The 20,440-nt window shown below is 68.4% G+C and carries 21 protein-coding genes; 3 read left to right on the top strand and 18 right to left on the bottom strand.

Features of this window, described 5'->3' with window-relative positions; translation table 11 throughout:
• Positions 1-91: 91 nt before the first annotated feature.
• The 5 genes from BST28_RS15115 to BST28_RS15135 are packed head-to-tail and all read right to left on the bottom strand — an operon-like array spanning position 92 to position 3,474.
• Positions 92-1,081 carry an aromatic/alkene monooxygenase hydroxylase subunit beta gene (locus BST28_RS15115; protein ID WP_083081710.1) on the bottom strand — a complete coding sequence of 330 codons (990 nt, stop codon included), beginning with the start codon at positions 1,079-1,081 and terminating at the stop codon, positions 92-94.
• Between the two features lie 3 nt (positions 1,082-1,084).
• Positions 1,085-1,393, bottom strand: coding sequence for an MmoB/DmpM family protein (locus BST28_RS15120; RefSeq protein ID WP_083081712.1), 309 nt, complete (start codon positions 1,391-1,393; stop codon positions 1,085-1,087).
• Entirely contained in the window at positions 1,390-1,725 is a 336-nt protein-coding gene (locus BST28_RS15125; RefSeq protein ID WP_065288226.1) for a Rieske 2Fe-2S domain-containing protein, read from the bottom strand. The genes BST28_RS15120 and BST28_RS15125 overlap by 4 nt, the downstream gene beginning before the upstream one ends.
• Complete coding sequence (locus tag BST28_RS15130; protein ID WP_065288225.1) at positions 1,712-1,963, bottom strand: toluene-4-monooxygenase system B family protein; 252 nt, start codon at positions 1,961-1,963, stop codon at positions 1,712-1,714. Before BST28_RS15130 ends, BST28_RS15125 begins: the two co-directional genes overlap by 14 nt.
• A 5-nt stretch (positions 1,964-1,968) precedes the next feature.
• Complete coding sequence (locus BST28_RS15135; protein ID WP_065288224.1) at positions 1,969-3,474, bottom strand: aromatic/alkene/methane monooxygenase hydroxylase/oxygenase subunit alpha; 1,506 nt, start codon at positions 3,472-3,474, stop codon at positions 1,969-1,971.
• 288 nt (positions 3,475-3,762) lie between these two features.
• Between BST28_RS15135 and BST28_RS15140 the strand changes: the two genes are divergently transcribed.
• A complete protein-coding gene (locus BST28_RS15140) occupies positions 3,763-4,281 on the top strand; it encodes a MarR family winged helix-turn-helix transcriptional regulator (protein WP_083081713.1) in 519 nt (172 codons plus the stop codon).
• A gap of 23 nt (positions 4,282-4,304) precedes the next feature.
• Here the strand turns inward: BST28_RS15140 and purQ are convergent, their stop codons facing one another.
• Together purQ and purS are read right to left on the bottom strand one after the other, a co-directional pair.
• Positions 4,305-4,979 (bottom strand): phosphoribosylformylglycinamidine synthase subunit PurQ, encoded by a 675-nt coding sequence (purQ, locus tag BST28_RS15145; protein ID WP_019737535.1) that lies wholly within the window; start codon positions 4,977-4,979, stop codon positions 4,305-4,307.
• Entirely contained in the window at positions 4,976-5,215 is a 240-nt protein-coding gene (gene purS, locus BST28_RS15150) for a phosphoribosylformylglycinamidine synthase subunit PurS (RefSeq protein ID WP_019737534.1), read from the bottom strand. Before purS ends, purQ begins: the two co-directional genes overlap by 4 nt.
• Positions 5,216-5,297: 82 nt before the next feature.
• Between purS and BST28_RS15155 the strand changes: the two genes are divergently transcribed.
• Positions 5,298-5,936 (top strand): MBL fold metallo-hydrolase, encoded by a 639-nt coding sequence (locus BST28_RS15155; protein ID WP_065288222.1) that lies wholly within the window; start codon positions 5,298-5,300, stop codon positions 5,934-5,936.
• Positions 5,937-6,043: 107 nt separating this feature from the next.
• On the opposite strand, the gene BST28_RS15160 is transcribed toward BST28_RS15155, so the two are convergent.
• The 6 genes from BST28_RS15160 to BST28_RS15185 form a co-directional block, all read right to left on the bottom strand.
• Positions 6,044-7,699 (bottom strand): FAD-binding dehydrogenase, encoded by a 1,656-nt coding sequence (locus BST28_RS15160; RefSeq protein WP_083081714.1) that lies wholly within the window; start codon positions 7,697-7,699, stop codon positions 6,044-6,046.
• A 19-nt stretch (positions 7,700-7,718) separates the two neighbouring features.
• Entirely contained in the window at positions 7,719-8,429 is a 711-nt protein-coding gene (locus BST28_RS15165; protein WP_065288220.1) for a DUF2334 domain-containing protein, read from the bottom strand.
• Positions 8,430-8,490: 61 nt separating this feature from the next.
• On the bottom strand, positions 8,491-9,837 hold the full coding sequence (locus BST28_RS15170; protein WP_019738299.1) for a DUF2254 domain-containing protein: 1,347 nt from the start codon (positions 9,835-9,837) through the stop codon (positions 8,491-8,493).
• Complete coding sequence (locus BST28_RS15175) at positions 9,837-10,325, bottom strand: glutathione peroxidase (protein WP_019738300.1); 489 nt, start codon at positions 10,323-10,325, stop codon at positions 9,837-9,839. The genes BST28_RS15170 and BST28_RS15175 overlap by 1 nt, the downstream gene beginning before the upstream one ends.
• Before the next feature lie 106 nt (positions 10,326-10,431).
• Entirely contained in the window at positions 10,432-12,561 is a 2,130-nt protein-coding gene (locus tag BST28_RS15180; protein WP_019738301.1) for a S9 family peptidase, read from the bottom strand.
• A complete protein-coding gene (locus BST28_RS15185; RefSeq protein WP_019738302.1) occupies positions 12,558-13,454 on the bottom strand; it encodes a phosphoribosylaminoimidazolesuccinocarboxamide synthase in 897 nt (298 codons plus the stop codon). Before BST28_RS15185 ends, BST28_RS15180 begins: the two co-directional genes overlap by 4 nt.
• 162 nt (positions 13,455-13,616) lie before the next feature.
• Here BST28_RS15185 and BST28_RS15190 point away from each other — a divergent pair, with 162 nt between their 5' ends.
• Complete coding sequence (locus tag BST28_RS15190; protein WP_019735648.1) at positions 13,617-14,252, top strand: hypothetical protein; 636 nt, start codon at positions 13,617-13,619, stop codon at positions 14,250-14,252.
• Here BST28_RS15190 and BST28_RS15195 read toward each other — a convergent pair.
• The 5 genes from BST28_RS15195 to BST28_RS15215 form a co-directional block, all read right to left on the bottom strand.
• The gene (locus tag BST28_RS15195; protein ID WP_083081715.1) at positions 14,249-15,220 is read right to left on the bottom strand and encodes a tellurite resistance/C4-dicarboxylate transporter family protein; all 972 of its coding nucleotides are present in this window, start codon (positions 15,218-15,220) and stop codon (positions 14,249-14,251) included. The two genes, BST28_RS15190 and BST28_RS15195, sit on opposite strands and share 4 nt — an antisense overlap.
• Before the next feature lie 6 nt (positions 15,221-15,226).
• Complete coding sequence (purB, locus tag BST28_RS15200) at positions 15,227-16,645, bottom strand: adenylosuccinate lyase (protein WP_065288215.1); 1,419 nt, start codon at positions 16,643-16,645, stop codon at positions 15,227-15,229.
• A 30-nt stretch (positions 16,646-16,675) separates the two neighbouring features.
• On the bottom strand, positions 16,676-18,097 hold the full coding sequence (pntB, locus tag BST28_RS15205) for a Re/Si-specific NAD(P)(+) transhydrogenase subunit beta (protein ID WP_065288214.1): 1,422 nt from the start codon (positions 18,095-18,097) through the stop codon (positions 16,676-16,678).
• 42 nt (positions 18,098-18,139) lie between these two features.
• On the bottom strand, positions 18,140-19,663 hold the full coding sequence (locus BST28_RS15210) for a Re/Si-specific NAD(P)(+) transhydrogenase subunit alpha (protein ID WP_083081716.1): 1,524 nt from the start codon (positions 19,661-19,663) through the stop codon (positions 18,140-18,142).
• Positions 19,664-19,780: 117 nt separating this feature from the next.
• Positions 19,781-20,398, bottom strand: a complete 618-nt coding sequence (locus tag BST28_RS15215) for a TetR/AcrR family transcriptional regulator (RefSeq protein ID WP_065288212.1) — start codon at positions 20,396-20,398, stop codon at positions 19,781-19,783.
• Between the last annotated feature and the right edge of the window lie 42 nt (positions 20,399-20,440).

The following is a 20,440-nucleotide window of genomic DNA, read 5'->3' on the forward strand; positions in this document are numbered from 1 at the left end:
TCTGGACCAAAACCGCCGACCAAATCCTGACCAGCATCGGAAACTACTGCACCAAAATTAATGACTCAGGACACTAGGGATGTCCGCGCAGTCAGCCGCTCCACCGGGCGGTGAATGCGGCGAGCGAGCCCGCGGTTCGCTCTCGCACACCGTCGGGATCCGCTAGCGCGGCGGCGAGGCCCTCGACCGCCCGGTCGGCGCGCGGGCGCCAGACGTCGATCCAGGCGTCGATGACCGCGCGGTTGGTCGAGTTGGCACCCAGCGCGTAGCGGGCCAGGGCGGCGTGCCAGGCCTGATTGCGGGTGGTGTCGACCCGGGACTCCGACAGCAGCGCCGCTGTCAGGCCGTCGCCGTGGTCGGTGGCCAGCTCGGCGAACGCCTCCTTGAACAGCGCGTCAAGCACCGGCTTGACCACCAGGTTCAGCGCGGTGAACGCCTCGCCCCAGTCGTAGGCCACCAGCAGGCGTTCCAGCACCTCGCGGGCCGGCTGCCAGGCCTCGTCGGTCTCCCAGATCCGCCGTGTCGCTTCGGAATTGGCCAACTGGATGTCGTGGCTGCCCGACAATGACTTAACGCGATAGGCGATCCACTGCAGTGCCCGCAGTTCGTCGGCGGCTTGGAAGAACGCCGCGTTGGTGATGTAGGCGCTCGGCGCCAGTTGCCCCAGGTAGAGGCTGGTGATCTGCAGGACGTGGAACAGGTAGCGGGCGGGCGCATAGATGCGGGCCAAGGTCTCGATCCAGCCGGGTTCGAGTGTGTCGTCGGCGGCGAGTGCCTCGTAGTGGTCCACCACGCCCTCGGCGTAGATCTCGCGGTCGTGCTGCAGCGCGATGTAGCGGCGGTAGTTCAGCGCGGCCGGGTCGCGGAACCCTTCCCAGCCTTCGGCCTGCAGCGGTGAGCCTTCGCGGTGTTTGAGATACCACCTGTTGATGGGACTGCGGGGGTCGAGGTCGAAGGGAGCCGGTTGCCGGTTGAAGTGATAGTGGAACCGGCCGGTGACCGCTTCGTACTCGGTGGGTTTGCGCCGGGTGTCGCCGGCGATGCTCCAGGTCTTGAGCGGCCGGGCTTTCGCGGTGGTCATGTGTCAGTCCTCTCGATCCAAGTACCAGTGCAATTCGTCGTCGCCGAGATAGCGGATCCGTCCGGCGAACGCCACCAGCGCCGGTTCCAGGGTTGCCAGCGGAAACGCTTGGCCCGCAGCTTCTTCCAGGCTCGCGCGGGTTACCCGCAGGGATCGCGGCGCGTGGATGCGGACGTAGCCGGCGTGGTCGTCGATGGTGATGGAGGCGTCGGGGTTGTCGGTGAGGATGGCGTCGGTCAGGGCGGCGACGACGTCGGGGTCGAAGCCACGGACTACCGGGCCGACGAGTTTGTCCTGTTCCACGGCGGTCATCGGTGGTCTCCTTCGGTGAGCAAGATGGTGATCTGGTCGCCGTCGAGGCGTACCGGATGGCTGCGTAGCCGGCAGTTGGCCGGGTTCACCCCGGCGCCGGTGGTCAGGTCGAATTCCCAGCTGTGGGCGCCGCAGGTCAAAATGTCGTCTTCGACATCGCCGTCGGCCAGCGGAAAACCGGCGTGCGGGCATAACCCGTCGTAGGCGCGGATCTCGCCGCCGCGCAGGTGGGCGATGAGGATCTGTCGATCGCCCACCGCGAATTCGGCCACCTCGCCCTCCCACAGCTCATCGAGGCTGGCCACCGGGGTCCAGGTGCTAACGCTGGTCATAGAAGGCCTCGACATGGTCCAGCGGGCCGACGCCGGCCGCGCCGATTCCCAGCGTGGGTTCCAGCACAGTGCCGTTGTGCCGCAGCCGGATCGGGGCATCGCGTTGCGCGACCCGGTGGCCGACCACGTGATGGGCGATCACCGCGCCGACGGCTTCGACGGTGTCGGCGTCATCGACCGGGATGAGCAGTTCCAGTACGTCGCCCTCGAACAGCGCGGTCAGGGGAAACAGCGCCATGATCCTCAGCTCCTCGATCCATTGCGGGCGTTGAGCGCCCACCGGTAGTTGTCGGCGTCTTGGCCCTGTTCCTCGGGCGAGAGCCCGAAGTACTGCAGCACCGTGCCCAGATCCGGTGGGCTGATCTCACCGGAGAGCACCCGGTCGATCAGCGACTGGTGGCCGGCGAACCGGTCGGGCCGTTGGGTGAAGATCCACCGGCACGGCTCCGAGCAGAACAGGTACTTGCGGTCGTTGTGCACGTGGGTCAGCGGGGCCGCGTCGGTGTGTGCACCGACGATCACCCCGGCGGCTCGCACGATGGGCAGTTGGCACAGGTTGCAGGTGATCGGCAGGGTTTCGGGCAGGGTGGCGGCGATGTCGCCGCCGCGGACGTTGTCGGTGATGACGTCCCAGTGCTTGCCGAAGTCGCGGTTCCACCCCGGGTATTTCTCCTCCAGCCACAACCGCTCCTCTGCGGAGACCCCGGCGTCAGGGTTCCACCACACCGTGGGCCGGTAGTACCACACCCCCAGATGGATGGCATGGTGATACCAGGTCAGCTCGTTGATGAATTCTTCCCAGTACCAAGGTAATTCGAGCCCATAGTCGCGGAACTGGTCGGCGAACTGCTTGACCACCCAGTCCTCGATGAACTCCTTGAAGCTCATTCGCCGACTCTCCAGCGGGGTGTAGTAATCCATCGACAGACCGGTCAGCAGGGCGAAGATGCGCCACGACCGCCAGAACATGTGGTCGATGAGGAACTGCCCCCACGCGGCCTCGCCGCTGTCGTTGAGCACCTTGATGGTGGGTTCCCCCTGCTGGGCGTGGCGTGCCTCGTCGGTCTGGATGGAACTGATCAGGGCGCCGAACTCCAGGTCTCCGACGTCGATGGCGTCGGCGGCCATCCCGAGGAACTGCAGATTGGTGAACCCGGTCTCCAGGGTGAAGGTCAGCTGCAGCGCGACCGACAGGGCGTCGTTGGCGACGAACATGTCGTCGAACAGATAGCGCACCGCCAGCACGATCCAGTTGTTGGTGTGAAACGCCTTGAGCGCCCAGTCGCCTCGCGGCTCCTTGTCGAGCAGGCCGTAGGGGAAGAACGCCTGGATCTGGCCGTGCCGGACCTCGTCGAGGGTGCCGAAGGTCGCGGTGTTGCGCCAGGCCGCCGAGCGGCCGAACCTGCCCATCCGCGCTTCACCGATCGAGGCCAGGTACTCGGGCATGGTGATGGCGCCGTAATGCGCCACGATGACCGACTTCCAGCCCGGGTCGAGTTGCTCGAACAGCTTCGATCGTCCGATGGCGTTCTTCAGCGAGTAGGTGGTGGTGTCCTTGGTGACCTGGTTGTGCACGTATTCGCGGTAACCGATCTTGTAGGGCTCGTCCCACTTGAGCCAGGCCTCCGCGGGGACCCGATGCGTTCCCGACAGGTCTTCGGGGAACACCTCCTCCTCGGTCACATAGCGAAACGTCCAGTTGGTGTCGCGCGCCAGGTCGTACCAATCACTGCGGGAAAGTTTGGGCATGTGTCGTCCTCGGTCGGGCATGAGCTGCGATCGCCAGCCGCGTCGAGCTGTGGTGATCGCCGGACGACACCATGATGCAGCAATTCCCGAGGACTCCTAAGTATTAGGATCACCATGATTCGCACCATGGGGTCCGGCCCGGGCGGCGGTTAGGCTCCGAGCCCGACACCACGCCGCCGAAACCGTGCACACGAGGGAGGTCGTGCTCTGAAATCCGAAGGCGCACGCCACCGAAGCCTGGACTCCAAGATCGTCGCCGCGCTCGACCGGGTCGGCGATGCCCTGCACGTGTTGGCCAGGCGGGCCGCCGAAAGCCACGACCTATCGAGTACCCAGATGCGGGTTCTCCATTGGCTTTACGTCGGCCCACCGCCCGCCGCGCACGCCAGCACGCTGGCCCGCGAACTCAACGTCTCCGAGCCCACCGTGAGCGACGCCATCGCGGCACTGATCCGCAAAAACATGGTGGTGCGCACCCCGGACCCCGATGACCGCCGCCGTCACGCTCTCGCCCTCACCCGGGCCGGTCGCAAGACCGCGGCCCAGCTCGCACGCTGGACCGCACCCGCCGAGATCGCCACGTCCAAACTCGACCACGCCGAAGCCGAACAGCTGCTCGACACGCTGCTGACCGTCATGGCGCGCCTGCATGACGCGCAGTTGCTGCCCGTCACCCGGGCCTGCAGCACCTGCACGCAACTGGAAACCCTCCAGGCCGGCCGCCGAAGCTACCGCTGCAAGTTCTACGACACCCCGATGACCGTCTCGGACCTGCGCGTCGACTGCCCCGACCACGTCCCAGCGTAGCCGGCCGTGCCTCGACGAACCCGCTAAGCGGCCAACACCGCGTCCAGCGCCGAGTAGAACAACCCCAGGCCGTCGTCACTGGGCCCGGTCAGCGCCTCGATGGCGTGCTCGGGGTGCGGCATCAGCCCCACCACCCGGCCGTCGGCCGAGCTGATCCCGGCGATGTCGCGCAGCGAGCCGTTGACGTTGTCGAGGTAGCGGAACACCACCCGGCCTTCGCCCTCCAGTTCGTCGAGCACCGCCTCGGAGGCCACGTAGCGACCCTCACCGGACTTCAGGGGCACCAGCAGGTCGGCGTCTGCGTCGAATCGGGAGGTCCAGGCCGTGGTGTTGGACGTCACCCGCAGCCAGACGTCGCGGCACACGAAGTGCAGCCCGGCATTGCGGGTCAAGGCCCCCGGCAGCAGCCCGGCCTCGCACAACACCTGGAAGCCGTTACAGATGCCCAGCACCGGCAGACCGCGCCCGGCCGCCGCGACGACCTCGCCCATCACCGGGGCGAACCGGGCGATGGCGCCGGCGCGCAGGTAATCGCCGTAGGAGAACCCGCCGGGCACGACGACGGCGTCGACCCCTTTGAGGTCGGCATCGGCATGCCAGAGGCTCACCGGTTCGGCACCGACGAACCGGACCGCGCGGGCGGCGTCGACGTCGTCAAGGGTGCCGGGGAAGGTGATGACACCGACACGGGCGCTCACGGCGTCTCCCGGCTGACGGTCCAATCCTCGATCACCGTGTTGGCCAGCAGCGTTTCGGCGATCTCGGCCAGCGCGGCATCGTCGACCGAATCGTCGACCTCGAGTTCGAAGCGCTTGCCCTGCCGCACGTCCGACACTCCGGTGTGTCCGAGCCGGGATAGCGCGCCGACGATCGCCTGACCCTGCGGATCGAGAATTTCGGCTTTGGGCATCACGTGCACAACCACCCGGGCCACGCGCGCTCCTACTGTCGACGGGAATCGGTCGGCTCAACAATACCGATGCCCGTCTGAGGCGCCGGAGCGCACAATCGATGGCATGCGACTGACCCACTTCGGCCACTCCTGCCTGCTCGCCGATTTCGTCGACACCACGGTGCTGTTCGACCCGGGCAACTTCTCGCACGGCTTCGAGGGCATCACCGGGCTGTCGGCGATCCTGATCACCCATCAGCACCCCGACCACGTCGACGTCGAGCGGTTACCGGCCCTGATCGACGCCAATCCGGAGGCGGCGCTCTACGCCGACCCGCAGACCGCCGCCCAGCTGGGGCCGCCGTGGCGACCGGTGCACGTCGGGGATGCCTTCGAGCTCGGGTCGCTGCGGGTGCGCGGGGTCGGTGGACAGCACGCGGTGATCCACCCGGAGATCCCGATGATCGACAACATCTCCTACCTGGTGGGCGACGCCGGGCATCCGGCCCGGTTGATGCACCCCGGCGATGCGCTGTTCGTGCCGGGCGAGCCGGTGGATGTGCTGGCCGCCCCGGCCGCCGCACCGTGGATGAAGATCTCCGAGGCGGTCGACTACCTGCGCGCCGTGGCGCCGCGCGCGGCGGTGCCGATCCACCAGGGCATCATCGCCGCCGACGCCCGCGGCATCTACCACGGTCGGCTGGCCGAGATGGGACGCACCGATTTCCAGGTGCTGCCCGCCGAGAGCGCCGTCGCCTTCTGACCCCCATTCCGCCCGACCCCCATTCCGCCGAGCGTGCGTGTTCGTCCGGCGACACGCCGGGTTAGAGCGTGCATCTACGCACGCTCGCGGCAGCGGCGAACCCCGATTCAGGCGATATCGCGGGCGGCGCCTCGGCCCGCGGCGCGGCCGGAGAAGATGCACCCACCCAGGAAGGTGCCCTCCAGCGCCCGGTAACCGTGCACCCCGCCACCCCCGAAGCCGGCCACCTCGCCCGCCGCATACAGCCCATCGATCGGCTTGCCGTCGGCGCCCAGCACCCGCGAGTCCAGGTCGGTCTCCAGACCACCCAGGGTCTTGCGGGTCAGGATGTGCAGCTTGACCGCGATCAACGGACCGGCGGCCGGATCGGTCAACCGGTGCGGGGCGACCACCCGGCCCAGGCGATCGCCCAGGTAGGCCCGGGCCCCGCGGATCGCGGTGATCTGGCCGTCCTTGCTGAACCGGTTTGCCACCTCGCGGTCGCGGGCGGTGACCTCAGCCTCAACCTTCGCGTAGTCCAAGGGCAGCACGTCGGGCAGGTCGTTCATCGCCGCGACCAGGTCACGCAGTGACGACGCCTGCACGAAGTCCACCCCGCGATCGACGAACGCCTGCACCGGCGGCGGCGGTCCAGAACGGACCCGAGAAGCAACCAGCTGACGCAGGCTGCGCCCGGTCAGGTCCGGGTTCTGCTCCTGACCCGACAGCGCGAACTCCTTCTCGATGATCTTCGCGTTCAGCACGAACCAGGTGTAGTCCTGCCCGGAGCGCGCGATGTGCTCCAAGGTGCCCAGGGTGTCGAAACCGGGATACAGCGGCCCGGGCAGGCGGGCGCCGGTGGCGTCGAGCCACAGCGGCGACGGTCCTGGGATGATCCGGATACCGTGGCCCGGCCAGATCGGGTCGTAATTGGTGATGCCCTCGGTGTAGTGCCACATCCGGTCGCGGTTGATCACCCGCCCGCCGGCCGCCTCGGTGATACCGATCATCCGGCCGTCGACGTGGGCGGGCACCCCGGCCAGGAGCTGGGCGGGGACGCGGCCCATGCGCTCCGGCCAGTTCTGCCGCACCAGGTCGAGATTGCCGCCGATGCCGCCGCTGGTCACCAGTACCGCCGAAGCGCGGAATTCGAACTGCCCCACCGTGTTCCGTGACGACGCCGCACCGCGCGGGGCGGACGACGGTTCCAGCACACTGCCCCGCACGCCGGTCACCCGGCCGTCTTCGACGATCAGCTCGTCGACCCGGTGCCGGTGCGCGAAGCCGACCCTCGACCGGCCCCGCAGCCGGCCCGCGAAGATCTCGACCAGGGCGGGTCCGGTCCCCCAGGTGATGTGGAACCGGGGCACCGAATTGCCGTGCCCGATCGCGCCGTAACCGCCGCGCTCGGCCCAGCCGACCAGTGGGAAGATCTTCAGCCCGCGCGCGGCCAGCCAGCTGCGTTTCTCACCGGCGGCGAAGTCGACGTAGGCGTGCGCCCATTGGCGCGGCCAGTGGTCGCACGCGCGGTCGAATCCGGCGGTGCCCAGCCAATCCTGCAGTGCCAGTTCGTGGCTGTCGCGTACCCCCAGCCGCCGCTGCTCGGGGCTGTCGACGAAGAACAGGCCGCCAAAGGACCAGAACGCCTGCCCGCCCAGGTTCGTGCTGTTCTCCTGGTCGACGATCAGCACCCGCTGGCCGCGGTCCACCAGTTCGCAGGCCGCCACCAGGCCGGCCAGACCCGCCCCGACGATGATTGCGTCGGCGTCCGCCCTATCGCTCATGGCGAACCAGGGTAACCAGTCAAGCGATCAGCTCGGAGGCCACGTCGGCCGCGACCGGCCAGCGGTAGCGCTCCGGCCGGCAGCCGTGACCCAACGCCGCATCCACCGCGTCCAGCATGGCCGCCACCACGCCCGGTTCGCTCAGCCGGCGAGCGCCCACTGACAGCCGCACCACACCGCCGCGTCGTGCGATGCGCTCGCTGCTCGCCACCACCATCCGGCACCACCAGGGTGCGCTCAGAAAGCCGGCCCCCACGCCGATCACCCGGGCTCGCACCGTTCGGTCCAGCATCAGATCGGTCACCGTGTGCAACCCGGCGAGCAGACGGAACCCGTTGCGCGGCAACACCCGCACGGTTCCCGGTGAGACGTTCCAGCCGGGAGCGGCGAACAGCCGGGTGCGCAAGCCCAGGTGCTCCAGCACGCGATCCGCCCCGAGCAGCCGCAGGTTGGCCTCGTGGGCCGGCAGGGTCGCGAACTCTCCGCGCCGTCTCTTGGTGGCGGCCTCGTCGAACCCGTGCAGGACGATGGCGGCGCCGTCGGCCCGCCGGCGCGTCAGCCAGTCGACGGTGCGCGGGTCGCGGTCCAGGCGGTAGTCCGCCCCCAGCCGCGGCGCCACCAGCAGCGACACCGGTACCGCACGCGCGTCCAGTTGCGCGCAGAACGCCTCGGCGTCGGCGCAGGTGCGTTCGCCGATCCCCGAGACGGAGACGATCAGCTGTCCGGTCACATCACCAGTGTGGCCGGCGCAGGTGTCCGGCCGGTGACATCGAGGAATACGCCCGCCGGCGCTACGGGGAGGTCCGGCGGCGACGGCTGTGGTTGGCCGGGTCGGTGCTGTTGGCGGCGATCGCCCGAAGTCGGGCCAGATCGCGGGGATGCAGATCCGGCGCTTGAGCCAGGGACTCCATCAGCAAGTCGGCCTGCTCACGCAGCGCGGGAATGTGTTCGGGCCGGCCCTGTTCTTCGACGTGGACGACCAACATCCGCACCACCCGCAGGATCGTCGCCGCCACCAGGGGCTGAGACGGTGCGACGTGACGGAGTTGATCGAAGCCGTGCGCGATGTACTCCTGGGCGTTGAGGCCCCACGGTCGCAGCAGTGTCCGACCCTCCGGTCCGGCCACGGCCACCGCCGGCAACGGCACCACCAGCAGGCGGCGCAGCAGGCTGCCGACCCGCAGCGTGGCCTCCACCGCGGTGGTGGGGTCGTTGATCGCCGAACTCAGCGCGCGCAGGCCGATATCGACGAGCTGGCGGAACGCGAAGTCGATGTCCTCCTGCATGGTGCGGCTGCCGCTGACGGCGATCGCCCGGGTCAGCTTGTGCCGCACCCGGTCTGGATGCGTCGGCGGCGGCCAGATGGTGACCAGCGGCTGACCCAGGTGGATGTAGGCGCCGACGCGTGTGTCCAACCGGATCTTGGTGTTCGGCGGGATGGCCGCCAGCAGCCGCTGCGTGTCGACCCGGCTGATCCAGCCGTTGCCCGGCGAAGTCAGCCGCAGCGCATCCGGCGGCGCGTCCATATCGGTTTCGGGGGCGGGTTGTTCGTCGATGGCGGCGGCCACCACGGTGTCGATCACCGCTGAGCCCTCCGCGGCGATCTCCCGCACCACCTGACCCACCTCGAGCCGATGAGCCAGGTGGTCGATGTGGGCGATGATGGTGATCACGGTGACGATCGTCAGCACCACTGCGACCGTCACCGTGACCGGTGGCGCGGGGATCGGCGAGGATCCGTCCAGATCCGGCAGGCTCAATACGCAATACACGAATGTGGCGACCAGCAGGCCGATCACGACCTGGCTGAGCCGGTCCCGGATGAACCAGCGCATCACTCGCGGGGACAGCTGCGTACTTGCCAGCTGCAGGCTCACGATGGTCAGCGAGAAGATGACCCCCGCGGTGGTGATGGTCGCACCGGCGATCGTGGACAGCAACGTGGTGGCGACCCCGCTGTCCATCTTCAGCAGGAAGCGGGGCGACGGCCCGATGCGCCGATCCACCGCGCGGGACAGAATGGCCAGCAGCATGCCGCCGAACACGATCAGTAACGGCAGGAGAAAAAGGCTCTCGCGGAACCGGTAAGCCAGCGCCAACGCCCTGATACTCGGGAAGCGCTCCGAGCGGGCGCGCATCAGTTCGGCAGTACCGCCTCGATGGCGGCGATGACCTCAGGCGCGTCCGGCACCGTGGTGGGCCGGAACCGATTGGCCACCGTCAGTCCCGGCGCGAGCAAGAACTTCTCAAAGTTCCATTGCACATCACCGGCGGAGCCCTCGGCGTCGGCGGTCTTGGTCAGTTCCGCATACAGCGGGTGCCGGTCATCGCCGTTGACGTCGGTCTTGGCCAGCAGCGGAAACGTCACCCCGTACGTGGTGGAGCAGAAAGTCTGGATCTCCGCAGGCGTTCCGGGTTCTTGGCCCATGAACTGGTTGCAGGGCACGCCGAGCACGGTCAGCCCGCGATCGGCATAGTCGCGGGCGAGCTTCTCCAGGGCGCTGTACTGCGGGGTGAGTCCGCATTTGGAGGCGACGTTGACGACCAGGACCGCGCGGTCGGCGAAGTCTGCCAGCGAAGTGGAGCGGCCGTCGAGGGTGGTCAGGGGGATATCAGCGAGGCTCATGGCCGCGAGGGTACCCGGTAACGGCGCCGGGGTCGCGGTGTTCGGTCGCCGCCGCGACCCGGGTGCCGTCGGGGCGGCATCGAACGGCGGCGGTCGGTTCGCCGGGTCAGGGTTCGCGCGTGACGTCGCAGCCGGCCGTCGCCAGCAGCCAGGCGTATTGGAAAGCGATCTCTTTCCAGCGTTCGTAACGCCCGGAGATGCCGCCGTGGCCGGCGTTCATCTGGATTTTCAGCAGCACCTGATTGGCGTCGGTCTTGGTATGCCGCAGCGCCGCAACCCACTTCGCCGGCTCGACGTAGTAGACCCGGGTGTCGTGCAGGGAGGTCATCGCCAGGATCGGCGGGTACTCCCGGCGGGCGATGTTCTCATAGGGCGAATAGGACTTCATATAGAAGTAGACGTCCTTGTCGTCCAACGGGTTTCCCCACTCGTCCCATTCGGTGACGGTCAGCGGCAGTGACGGGTCCAGGATGGTGGTCAGCGGGTCGACGAACGGAACCTGCGCGACCACGCCGGCGAACAGTTCCGGCGCCAGGTTGGTCACCGCACCCATCAACAGCCCGCCCGCGCTGCCGCCCATCGCCACCAGATGCGCCGGCTTGCAGATCCGGGCCTCGATCAGGTGGCGCGCCACGGCGACGAAGTCGGTGAAACTGTTCTTCTTCTCCAGCAGCTTGCCGTGTTCGTACCACAGCCGGCCCAGCTCGCCGCCGCCCCGGACGTGCGCAACGGCGAACACCATGCCTCGGTCCAGCAGGGACAGCCGAGCGATCGAGAACTGCGGGTCCTCGCACATCTCATAGGCGCCGTAACCGTAGAGCAGTGTGGGGGCCGGCAGTTCGATCCCGGCCCGGTGCACGACCGACACCGGCACACGGGTGCCGTCCTCGGCGTAGGCCCAGTCCCGGTACTCGACGTAGTCTTCGCGCCGATACTCCCCGAGCACCGGCTGCTCGCGCAGCAGGGCGCGTTCGCCGGTCGCGAGGTCGATGTCGTAGACCCGCACCGGGGTGATGAACGACGTCGCGCCCACCCGCAGTTTCGGGCAATCCCAGTTCGGGTTGGCCGCCAGGCCCGAGGAGGTCAGCTCGGTGTCGAACGTGATCTCCTGCGGCGGTAGGTATTCGCCGTCGTCGCCGATCGGCCACAATTGAAGCCGCGGCAGCCCCTCGGCGCGGTAGCCGACGACGAGGTGGTGAGCGAAGGCATCGACGGTATCGAGTCGCACATCGTCACGTCCGGCGATCAGGGTCTGCTGCGCGGTCGGATCATCCACCGGTGCCTGCACCAAGGTGAAGTTGACCGCACCGTCGTTGTGCAGGATGAGAAACCGGTCCCGGCCGTCGAGGATCGCATGCTCCACCGAGTACTCGACGCCGTCACGCCGCGGCAGCACCACGGTGAACTCCGCCTGCGGGTCGGTCGCGTCGGCATAGCGCACCTCGGAGGTGATCGACGAGCCGGCCGCGATCAGCACGTAGGCGTCGCTGCGGGTGCGCCCCACCGACAGCCAGAACCGTTCGTCTTCTTCGTGGTAGACCTGCTCGGCGGGCTGGCCGGCACCGATCCGGTAGCGCCACACGGTATCCGGGCGCCAGGCGGCGTCGACGGTGACGTAGTAGACGGTGCGGTTGTCGGTCGCCCAGGTCACCCCGGCGCCGATCCCGGCGATCTCGTCGGGAAACAGTTCCCCGGTGGATAAGTCCTTGAATCGCAGCGTGTACCGCTCGTCACCGACGACGTCGACGGAGTAGGCCAGGATATTGCCGTCCGGGCTGACGCCGGCGGCGCCGAGCGCGAAGAAGTCATGGCCCTGCGCCTCGGCGTTCTGGTCCAGCAGTATCTGCTCGGCGGGGATCTCGATGGCCTCATCGAGTCGGGGCGGGTCCCAATCGTCGGGAGAACCTACGGGACAGCGGCATTGGACGCCGTACTGCTTTCCCTCGAAGGTACGCGCGTAGTACCACCAGTCGCCGCGCCGGGCGGGCACCGACAGGTCGGTCTCCTTGGTACGGGCCTTGATCTCGTCGAAGATGCTCTGCCGCAGCGGTTCCAGGTGCGCTGTGGCGGCATCGGTGTAGGCGTTCTCGGCTTCCAGGTGGGCGACCACGGCGGGGTCGGACTTGTCACGCAGCCATTCATAGGGATCGACGAAGACGTCCCCGTGGTGGGTTCGGGTGGTTTCCACCCGCTTGGCCGAAGGGGGATCCGGCAGCGCGTGTGCGACGTCGGTCATGCCCCCGGGCCGACCCAGTCATCGAAGGACAGACCTGAGATGCGTTCGTAGGCCTCGACGTAACGGGCGCGTGTGGCGGCGATGATGTCGTCCGGCAGGGGCGGGGGCGGTTCGGTCCCGGCTCGATCCCAGCCGGATTCCGGACCGATGAGCCAATTGCGCACGAACTGCTTGTCGAAGCTTTCCTGCACGACGCCGGCCCGGTAGTGATCGGCGGGCCAGTACCGCGACGAGTCGGGGGTGAACACCTCGTCGGCCAGCACCAGATTGTCATGTTCGTCCACGCCGAACTCGAACTTGGTGTCGGCGATGATGATTCCCTTCGTCAGTGCGTGGTCGGCCGCCTGCACATAGGTCTGCAGGGTGCGGTCGCGCAGCTGGCCGGCCCGCACCGGCCCCACCAGGTCGATCACCCGCGCGAACGGGATGTTCTCGTCGTGCTCACCGATCTCGGCCTTGGTGGCCGGGGTGAACAACGGATTGGCGAACTTGCTGGCCTCCACCAGCCCGGGCGGCAGCGGGATGCCGCACACCGAGCCGCCGCGCTGGTAGTCCAGCAGGCCCGAGCCGGTCAGGTAGCCGCGCGCCACGCACTCGATCGGCATCATCTTCAGCTGACGCACGACCAGCGCGCGGCCCAGCACCTCGTCGGGGATGCGGGGGTCATCGGGCGGGCCGGCCAGGTGGTTGGGCGCCTCGACGAGGTCGAAGAAGAAAACACTCATCGCAGTCAGGATGCGGCCCTTGTCCGGGATCTGGCTGTCCAGGATGTAGTCGAACGCCGAGATCCGGTCGGTGGCGACGAACAGCAGGTGCTTGTCGTCGACCCGGTAGAGTTCGCGGACTTTGCCGCTGGCCAGGTGCTGGTAATCGGAGAGCGCGGGACGCGACATCAGGCCAGCTTAGCGGCGGTCGCAAGCGCGGCGGAGCCGGGCGCAGCGGGCCGCCGCCACCAAACCAGCGGCGGTCGCAAGCGCGGCGGAGCCGGGCGCAGCGGGCCGCCGCCATCGAAATCACCAGCACGAGACGGCGCGGGGTGTGTTGGGATCGGATCCATGAGCTCACGGTTGCTGCCCTACGCCACCTCCCCCGGCCGCCTGTTGGCCCAACTGCTCAGTGACGCCGTCGTCGCGGTGTGGACCTTCCTATGGGTGCTGGTCGCTCTCGCCGTGCACGGGGCGGTAGCCACCATCGCCGGGGTCGGCCGGCAGTTCGAGCGGGGCGCCAACGGCGTGGCCGAGAGTCTGGCCTCGGCCGGGCAGAGCGCGGATCGTATTCCGCTGGTGGGCGATGCGGTGAGCAAGCCGCTGACGGCGGCCGGTGAGGCGGCCGTCGACATCGCCGGCGCCGGCCACAACCTGAACACCACCGCGGGCTGGTTGGCCTACCTGCTGGCGATCGCGGTCGCCGCGCCGCCGATCCTGGCCGTGGCGATGCCGTGGCTGGCGCTGCGGCTGCGGTTCTTTCTGCGCAAGCGTGCGGTGCTGACACTGGCCGCCACCCCGGCCGGTCAGCAACTGTTGGCGCTGCGGGCGTTGACCAACCGGCCGCTGGGTCGACTCACCGCGGTCAGTCCCGATCCGGTCGGTGCGTGGCGGCACGCCGACGGTGCGGTGATCGCGGGCCTGGCCGCATTGGAGTTGCACTCCGCGGGTCTGGCCCGGCGGTCTCGGCGCGATCCCGCGCGTTAGCCCGCGCGGACCAGATCGCGCCGGAATCGCAGCAGCCCGGCGACCGCCACGATCACCCACGCGGTCAACGCGTTCCAGAAGAACACCAGCGACATGGTCTGCAGGGCGGGCACTTGTAGCTCCGCGGCGATGGCACCGGTGGCCGCCGAGTACATCCCCAACGGGAAGATCAGCGCCCACCAGGCGCCGGTGAGTTGCAGGACCGCCGGACGCCGGTTGACCCGGTGCAGCACGAAGTAGACCAGCGGCGGGATCCACCCGCCGGCCACCAACCAGGTCACGACGGTGACGACGCGCACCGGCGCGGCCAGCCAATCCGCTGTCACGCCACCGATGGTGTGACCGGCCAGGCTGGCGATCGCCAACGCCCCCATCAGGATCCAGTCATCGGGCTCGAAGCCCTCACGGTCTTTGCGTTCATGGGCGGTGCGCCACAGGATCAGCCAGGTCATCATGGCGTAGATCGCGATCGCCAGCAGCCAGACCATTACCGCGATCACCGCCCAACCGCGATCACCGGTGTGCCGGGCGACCTGCGCGGCGACGATCGCCAGCCCCGATGTGCCGACACCGGCCAGTTCCCAGGCGCCGTGGGCGCGAGCGCGCAGTTCGGCCAGGTCACGTGAAACCATGTTGCGGCAGGTCAGGGCCGTCAACGCCAGCCATGCCGTCAGCGCCAGTATGCCCAGGCCGCGCACCACCACCGGGTGGGCGACCAGCCGGGAATCGAGCACCGCGCAAGCGGCGACGAAGGTGAACAGCCGCAACGTCACGTCGGGGTCGCGAAGATCCCAGCGGCGAACGGCCCACACGGCGGTCACCGTCAGCACCATCAGCGCGATGGTCGCCAGCACGCCCAAAGTGTCGGAGAGCCAACGGTAGTGGTGGTCGAGCGCGGCGATCGACAGAATGCCGGTGGCCATCACCGCCGCAAAGGCATCCGGTGCCGGCCACCGCGTCACGCCCATGCGCGGTTAGAGAATCGCGCCCGGGGTGTAGGCGGCCGCCCCGGGATACCGGTCGGTCAGTTCGTTCACCGCCGCGGCGACCTGGTCGACCTGGTCGGCGGCCGCCCCGGTGAACGCCTGCCGGTCGGCGACCGCGGCCTCCAGCGCTTCCCGGCCCAGCGGCAGCCGCTCGTCGGCGGCCAGCCGGTCCAGCAGATCCGGTTCGGCGCCGCGTTCGCGCATCGCCAGGGCGACGGCCACCGCGTGTTCCTTGATCACCTCGTGCGCCGCTTCACGGCCCATCCCGGCACGCACCGCGGCGATCAGCACCTTGGTGGTAGCCAAGAACGGCAGGTAACGGTCCAGTTCCCGGGTGATCACCGCCGGGTAGGCGCCGAACTCGTCGAGCACGGTGAGAAACGTCTCGGTCTGTCCGTCGATGGCGAAGAACGCGTCGGGCAGCGCGACGCGGCGCACCACCGAGCAGAACACATCGCCCTCGTTCCACTGGGCTCCGGCCAGCTCGGCGGCCATCGACGCGTAGCCGCGCAGCACCACCTGCAGGCCGTTGACCCGCTCGCAGCTGCGGGTGTTCATCTTGTGCGGCATCGCCGAGGAGCCGACCTGGCCGGGCGCGAAGCCCTCGGTGACCAGTTCATGTCCGGCCATCAGGCGGATGGTGTGGGCCAACGACGACGGACCGGCGCCCAACTGCACCAGTGCGGAGATCACGTCGTGGTCCAGCGAACGCGGATAGACCTGCCCGACGCTGGTCAAAACGCTTGAGAAACCTAGGAATTCGGCGACCCGGCGTTCCAGTTCGGTGAGTTTGGCGGTGTCGCCGCCGAACAAGTCCAGCATGTCCTGGGCGGTGCCCATCGGCCCCTTGATGCCGCGCAGCGGGTAGCGGTCGATCAGCTCGCGCACCCGGGTCAGCGCCATCAGCGTCTCTTCGGCGGCCGAGGCGAACCGCTTGCCCAGCGTGGTGGCCTGCGCGGCGACGTTGTGGCTGCGCCCGGCCATGACCAGTTCGCGGTAGGCCACCGCGTGGTTGACCAGCCGGACCACCACCGCCAGCCCGTGGCTGAACACCAGTTCCAGCGACTGGCGGATCTGCAGTTGTTCGACGTTCTCGGTGAGGTCGCGGCTGGTCATCCCCTTGTGCACGTGCTCATGGCCGGCCAGCGCATTGAACTCCTCGATGCGGGCCTTGACGTCGTGGCGGGTCACGCGCTCGCGGGCGGCGATCGACGCCAGATCGACGTCTTCGAGGACGGCTTCGTAATCGGCGATCGCCTGTTCAGGTACCTGCACGCCCAACTCGGCTTGGGCGCGCAACACCGCCAGCCACAGCCGGCGTTCGGCGACGACTTTGGCCCGCGGCGACCAGATGTCGGTCATCGCGGTGCTGGCGTAACGGGCGGCCAGCACATTGGGGATGCTCACGAGCAGCTACCCTATCGCGATCGCCGTGTCCTACAGCGCGTGCAGGATGTCCTCGACCCGGTCTTTGGCGTCGCCGAACAGCATGGCGGAGTTCTGCCGGAAGAACAGGGGGTTCTGCACGCCCGCGTAGCCGGAAGCCATCGAGCGCTTGAAGACGATGACGTTGTCGGCCTCCCACACGGTCAGCACTGGCATGCCCGCGATCGGGCTGGACGGGTCTTCGGCGGCGGCCGGGTTGACGGTGTCGTTGGCGCCGATCACCAGAACGACGGAGGTGTCTTCGAAGTCGTCGTTGATCTCGTCCATCTCCAGCACGATGTCGTAGGGCACCTTGGCCTCGGCCAACAGCACGTTCATGTGCCCCGGGAGCCGGCCGGCGACCGGGTGGATGCCGAAGCGCACATTGACGCCGCGCTCACGCAGCTTGCGGGTCAGTTCGGCGACGCCGTACTGGGCCTGCGCGACGGCCATGCCGTAGCCCGGGGTGATGATCACCGAGTCGGCGCCGGACAGCAGCTCGGCCACCCCTTCGGCGGTGATCTCACGGTGCTCGCCGTAATCGGTGTCATCCGACGGGCCCGCCTCGATCCCGAAGCCACCGGCGATCACCGAGATGAACGAGCGATTCATCGCCTTGCACATGATGTAGGACAGGTAGGCACCCGAAGAGCCGACCAGCGCACCGGTGATGATCAGCAGGTCGTTGGAGAGCAGGAAGCCCGAGGCGGCCGCGGCCCAACCGGAGTAGCTGTTGAGCATCGAGACCACCACCGGCATGTCCCCACCGCCGATGGAGGCCACCAGGTGCCAGCCCAACGCCAGCGCCAGGACGGTGACCACGATCAGCAGCCACAGTTGTGGTTCGCGCACGAACCACACCGTCAGCGCGAAGAACACGATCAGGGCGCCGACGTTGAGGAAGTTCTTGCCGGGCAGCATCAGCGGGGCGGACTTCATCCGCGCCGAGAGCTTGAGGTTGGCCACGATCGAGCCGGTGAACGTCACCGCCCCGATGAACACCCCGATGAACACCTCGGCGGAGTGGATGCCGAACATGCCCGTGGCGGCCAATTCGCGGGCCGCGGACCCGTACGGACGGTGCTCGACGTGAAGGTAGCCGTTCCAGCCGACCAGCACGGCGGCCAACCCGACGAAGGAGTGCAGCAGCGCGATCAGTTCGGGCATGCCGGTCATCTCGACCACCTTCGCCCGCCACAGCCCGATCGCCGCGCCCACCACGGTGGCCCCGATCAGCAGTCCCAGGCCGACCGTTCCGATGTCGTGGTTTACCGCCAACGTGATCGTCGCGGCCAGCGCCACCGCCATACCGACGATGCCGAAGCTGTTGCCGGCCTTGGATGTTTCGTGCTTGCTGAGCCCGGCCAGCGCCAGGATGAACAACAGCGCCGCGACGATGTATGCCGCCGAGGCGGCGGTGTCAACAGAGAACATAAGCGGGTTCTACTCCAACTATTCGGGCGTCTTGGGCAGGCTCTAGCTGCGGGAGAACATGGCCAGCATGCGGCGCGTCACCGCGAAGCCGCCGAAGATGTTGATACTGGCCAGCAGGATCGCCGCGGCGGCCAAACTCGTGATGACGGGGTCGTCGTGGCCGATCTGCAGCAGCGCGCCCACCACGATGATCCCCGAGATGGCATTGGTCACCGACATCAGCGGGGTATGCAACGCGTGGTGCACATGCCCGATCACGTAGTAGCCGATCACGATCGCCAGCGCGAACACCGTCAGGTGCACCTGCAGCGCCGCGGGCGCCAGCGCCACCAGCGTGAACAGCACGGCCGCCGCGGAGACGACAAGTCCCAGCCGCCGCGCAGGCGTCATCGGCGCCTTCGCCGCCGGCGCGGCCACCGGCGCTTCGGCGGCCTTGGCCGGGGCGGCCGAGACCTGCACCGGCGGCGGCGGCCACGTCGACTCGCCGTCGCGCACCACGGTCATCGACCGCTGCACCACGTCGTCGAAGTTCAGCACCAGCTGGCCGTCCTTCTCCGGCGTCATCAACTTCATCAGGTTGACCAGGTTGGTGCCGTAGAGTTGGGAGGCCTGCGCGGGCAGCCGACCGGCGAGGTCGGTGTAGCCGATGATCGTCACTCCGTTGTCGGTGACGACGGCCTGGTCCTTGACGGTGCCCTCGACGTTGCCGCCGTTGGCCGCGGCCATGTCGACGATCACGCTGCCCGGCTTCATCGACGCCACCATCTCGGCGGTGATGATCCGCGGCGCGGGCTTACCCGGAATCAGGGCGGTGGTGATGATGATGTCGACGTCGGCGCACTGCTCGGCATACAGCGCCGCCTCACGCGCCTTGTAGTCGTCGCTCATCTCCTTGGCGTAGCCGGTCGCCGAGACCTCGGCCTCGGGGTCTTCGATCGACAGGTACTCGCCCCCGAGCGAGCGGACCTGATCGGCGACCTCGGGCCGCGGATCGGTGGCGCGCACGATCGCCCCCAGGCTGCCGGCCGCGCCGATCGCGGCCAGGCCGGCCACCCCGGCACCGACCACCAGCACCTTGGCCGGCGGTACCTTGCCGGCGGCGGTCACCTGGCCGGTGAAGAAGCGCCCGAACACGTGCGCGGCCTCCACCACGGCGCGGTAGCCGGCGATGTTGGCCATCGAGCTCAACACGTCCAGCGACTGCGCCCGCGAGATGCGCGGCACCGCGTCCATCGAGAGCGCCGTGATCGGCCGGCGGGCCAGATCCTCCACCCGGTCCGGGTTCAGCGCCGGCGCCAGCAGGCTGACCAGGGTGGCGCCCGGCTTCATCGCGTCCAGCTGTTCGGTCGAGGGGGCGTTGACCCCGAAGACGATGTCGGCGGCACGGGCGTCGCCGATGGTCGCGCCGGCTTCGACGTATGCCTCGTCGGGGAAGTCCGATGCGGCGCCAGCGCCGGCGTCCACCACCACGTCGTAGCCGAGCTTGGTCAGTTGAGCGACCGTCGCCGGCGTCGCCGACACACGCGTCTCACCGGCCTGCGCCTCGGATAGGACACCGATATTCATGACGTAGCTCTCCGCATTCGCTTCTCGTTGGCGTTTCCAGGTGTCTTGGCACCCCCGGTTTACCCGGCGGTAACAAATAGCCGCACCGGGGTCGCCGCAGCATACCGTGTGAGGTTCTCAGGCTGACACGGCGCGTTGGTCCAGCGGAGCGAGCAGGTCGATGACGTCGATTACCGCAGCCCGGGCAACGACCCGCGGGCCCTGCCGGTCATCGACCAGGGCCGCCATCACCGCTCCGTCGACCATGCAGACCAGGGCATATGCCATCTCAACCCGGGCGATCCGCCCGGAACGTTCGATGGCTTCGGCCACAGCGTCGGACCGCTGGTGCAGGACGCGGCGCTGGATTTCGCGCAGGGCGGGCTGCCGGGCGCAGACGATGGATCGCTCATAGCGGGAGATGAGCCGCTCGGCAACCTGCAGGCCGTTCTCCTCCCCGACCAACAGGTCCACCAGCATGTCCGCCGTGGTCTCGGCGCTGCGCCGCCGCCGGGACAGGCCGGCGATGCGGGCCCGCAACTGGGCGACCTCCAACATTCCGATGTGTTCCACCGCACGGGCGATCAGGTCGTCCAGTGATGAGAAGTAGTAGGTGGTCGACGCCAAAGGAAGACCTGCGCGCTGCGCCACCGCGCGATGCCGCACCGCTTCGAACCCGCCTTCGCGCAGGAGCTCGGCGGCGGCGCTGATCAGCGCATATCGCCGGCGTTCGCCCTTGGGCGTGACCGCTGTCATCACGCCTAGAGATGCTGCCAGCACAGCTATCGCCGCATCATG

The organism is Mycolicibacter kumamotonensis, assembly GCF_002086285.1.
Taxonomy (GTDB): Bacteria; Actinomycetota; Actinomycetes; order Mycobacteriales; family Mycobacteriaceae; genus Mycobacterium; species Mycobacterium kumamotonense.

Bases quoted from the DNA above. Each gene is read 5' to 3' on its own strand.
- BST28_RS15115 (WP_083081710.1), bottom strand. From the start codon at position 1,081: ATGACCACCGCGAAAGCCCGGCCGCTCAAGACCTGGAGCATCGCCGGC.
- BST28_RS15120 (WP_083081712.1), bottom strand. From the start codon at position 1,393: ATGACCGCCGTGGAACAGGACAAACTCGTCGGCCCGGTAGTCCGTGGC.
- BST28_RS15125 (WP_065288226.1), bottom strand. From the start codon at position 1,725: ATGACCAGCGTTAGCACCTGGACCCCGGTGGCCAGCCTCGATGAGCTG.
- BST28_RS15130 (WP_065288225.1), bottom strand. From the start codon at position 1,963: ATGGCGCTGTTTCCCCTGACCGCGCTGTTCGAGGGCGACGTACTGGAA.
- BST28_RS15135 (WP_065288224.1), bottom strand. From the start codon at position 3,474: ATGCCCAAACTTTCCCGCAGTGATTGGTACGACCTGGCGCGCGACACC.
- BST28_RS15155 (WP_065288222.1), top strand. From the start codon at position 5,298: ATGCGACTGACCCACTTCGGCCACTCCTGCCTGCTCGCCGATTTCGTC.
- BST28_RS15160 (WP_083081714.1), bottom strand. From the start codon at position 7,699: ATGAGCGATAGGGCGGACGCCGACGCAATCATCGTCGGGGCGGGTCTG.
- BST28_RS15170 (WP_019738299.1), bottom strand. From the start codon at position 9,837: ATGCGCGCCCGCTCGGAGCGCTTCCCGAGTATCAGGGCGTTGGCGCTG.
- BST28_RS15175 (WP_019738300.1), bottom strand. From the start codon at position 10,325: ATGAGCCTCGCTGATATCCCCCTGACCACCCTCGACGGCCGCTCCACT.
- BST28_RS15180 (WP_019738301.1), bottom strand. From the start codon at position 12,561: ATGACCGACGTCGCACACGCGCTGCCGGATCCCCCTTCGGCCAAGCGG.
- BST28_RS15185 (WP_019738302.1), bottom strand. From the start codon at position 13,454: ATGTCGCGTCCCGCGCTCTCCGATTACCAGCACCTGGCCAGCGGCAAA.
- BST28_RS15190 (WP_019735648.1), top strand. From the start codon at position 13,617: ATGAGCTCACGGTTGCTGCCCTACGCCACCTCCCCCGGCCGCCTGTTG.
- BST28_RS15195 (WP_083081715.1), bottom strand. From the start codon at position 15,220: ATGGGCGTGACGCGGTGGCCGGCACCGGATGCCTTTGCGGCGGTGATG.
- pntB (WP_065288214.1), bottom strand. From the start codon at position 18,097: ATGTTCTCTGTTGACACCGCCGCCTCGGCGGCATACATCGTCGCGGCG.
- BST28_RS15210 (WP_083081716.1), bottom strand. From the start codon at position 19,663: ATGAATATCGGTGTCCTATCCGAGGCGCAGGCCGGTGAGACGCGTGTG.
- BST28_RS15215 (WP_065288212.1), bottom strand. From the start codon at position 20,398: ATGACAGCGGTCACGCCCAAGGGCGAACGCCGGCGATATGCGCTGATC.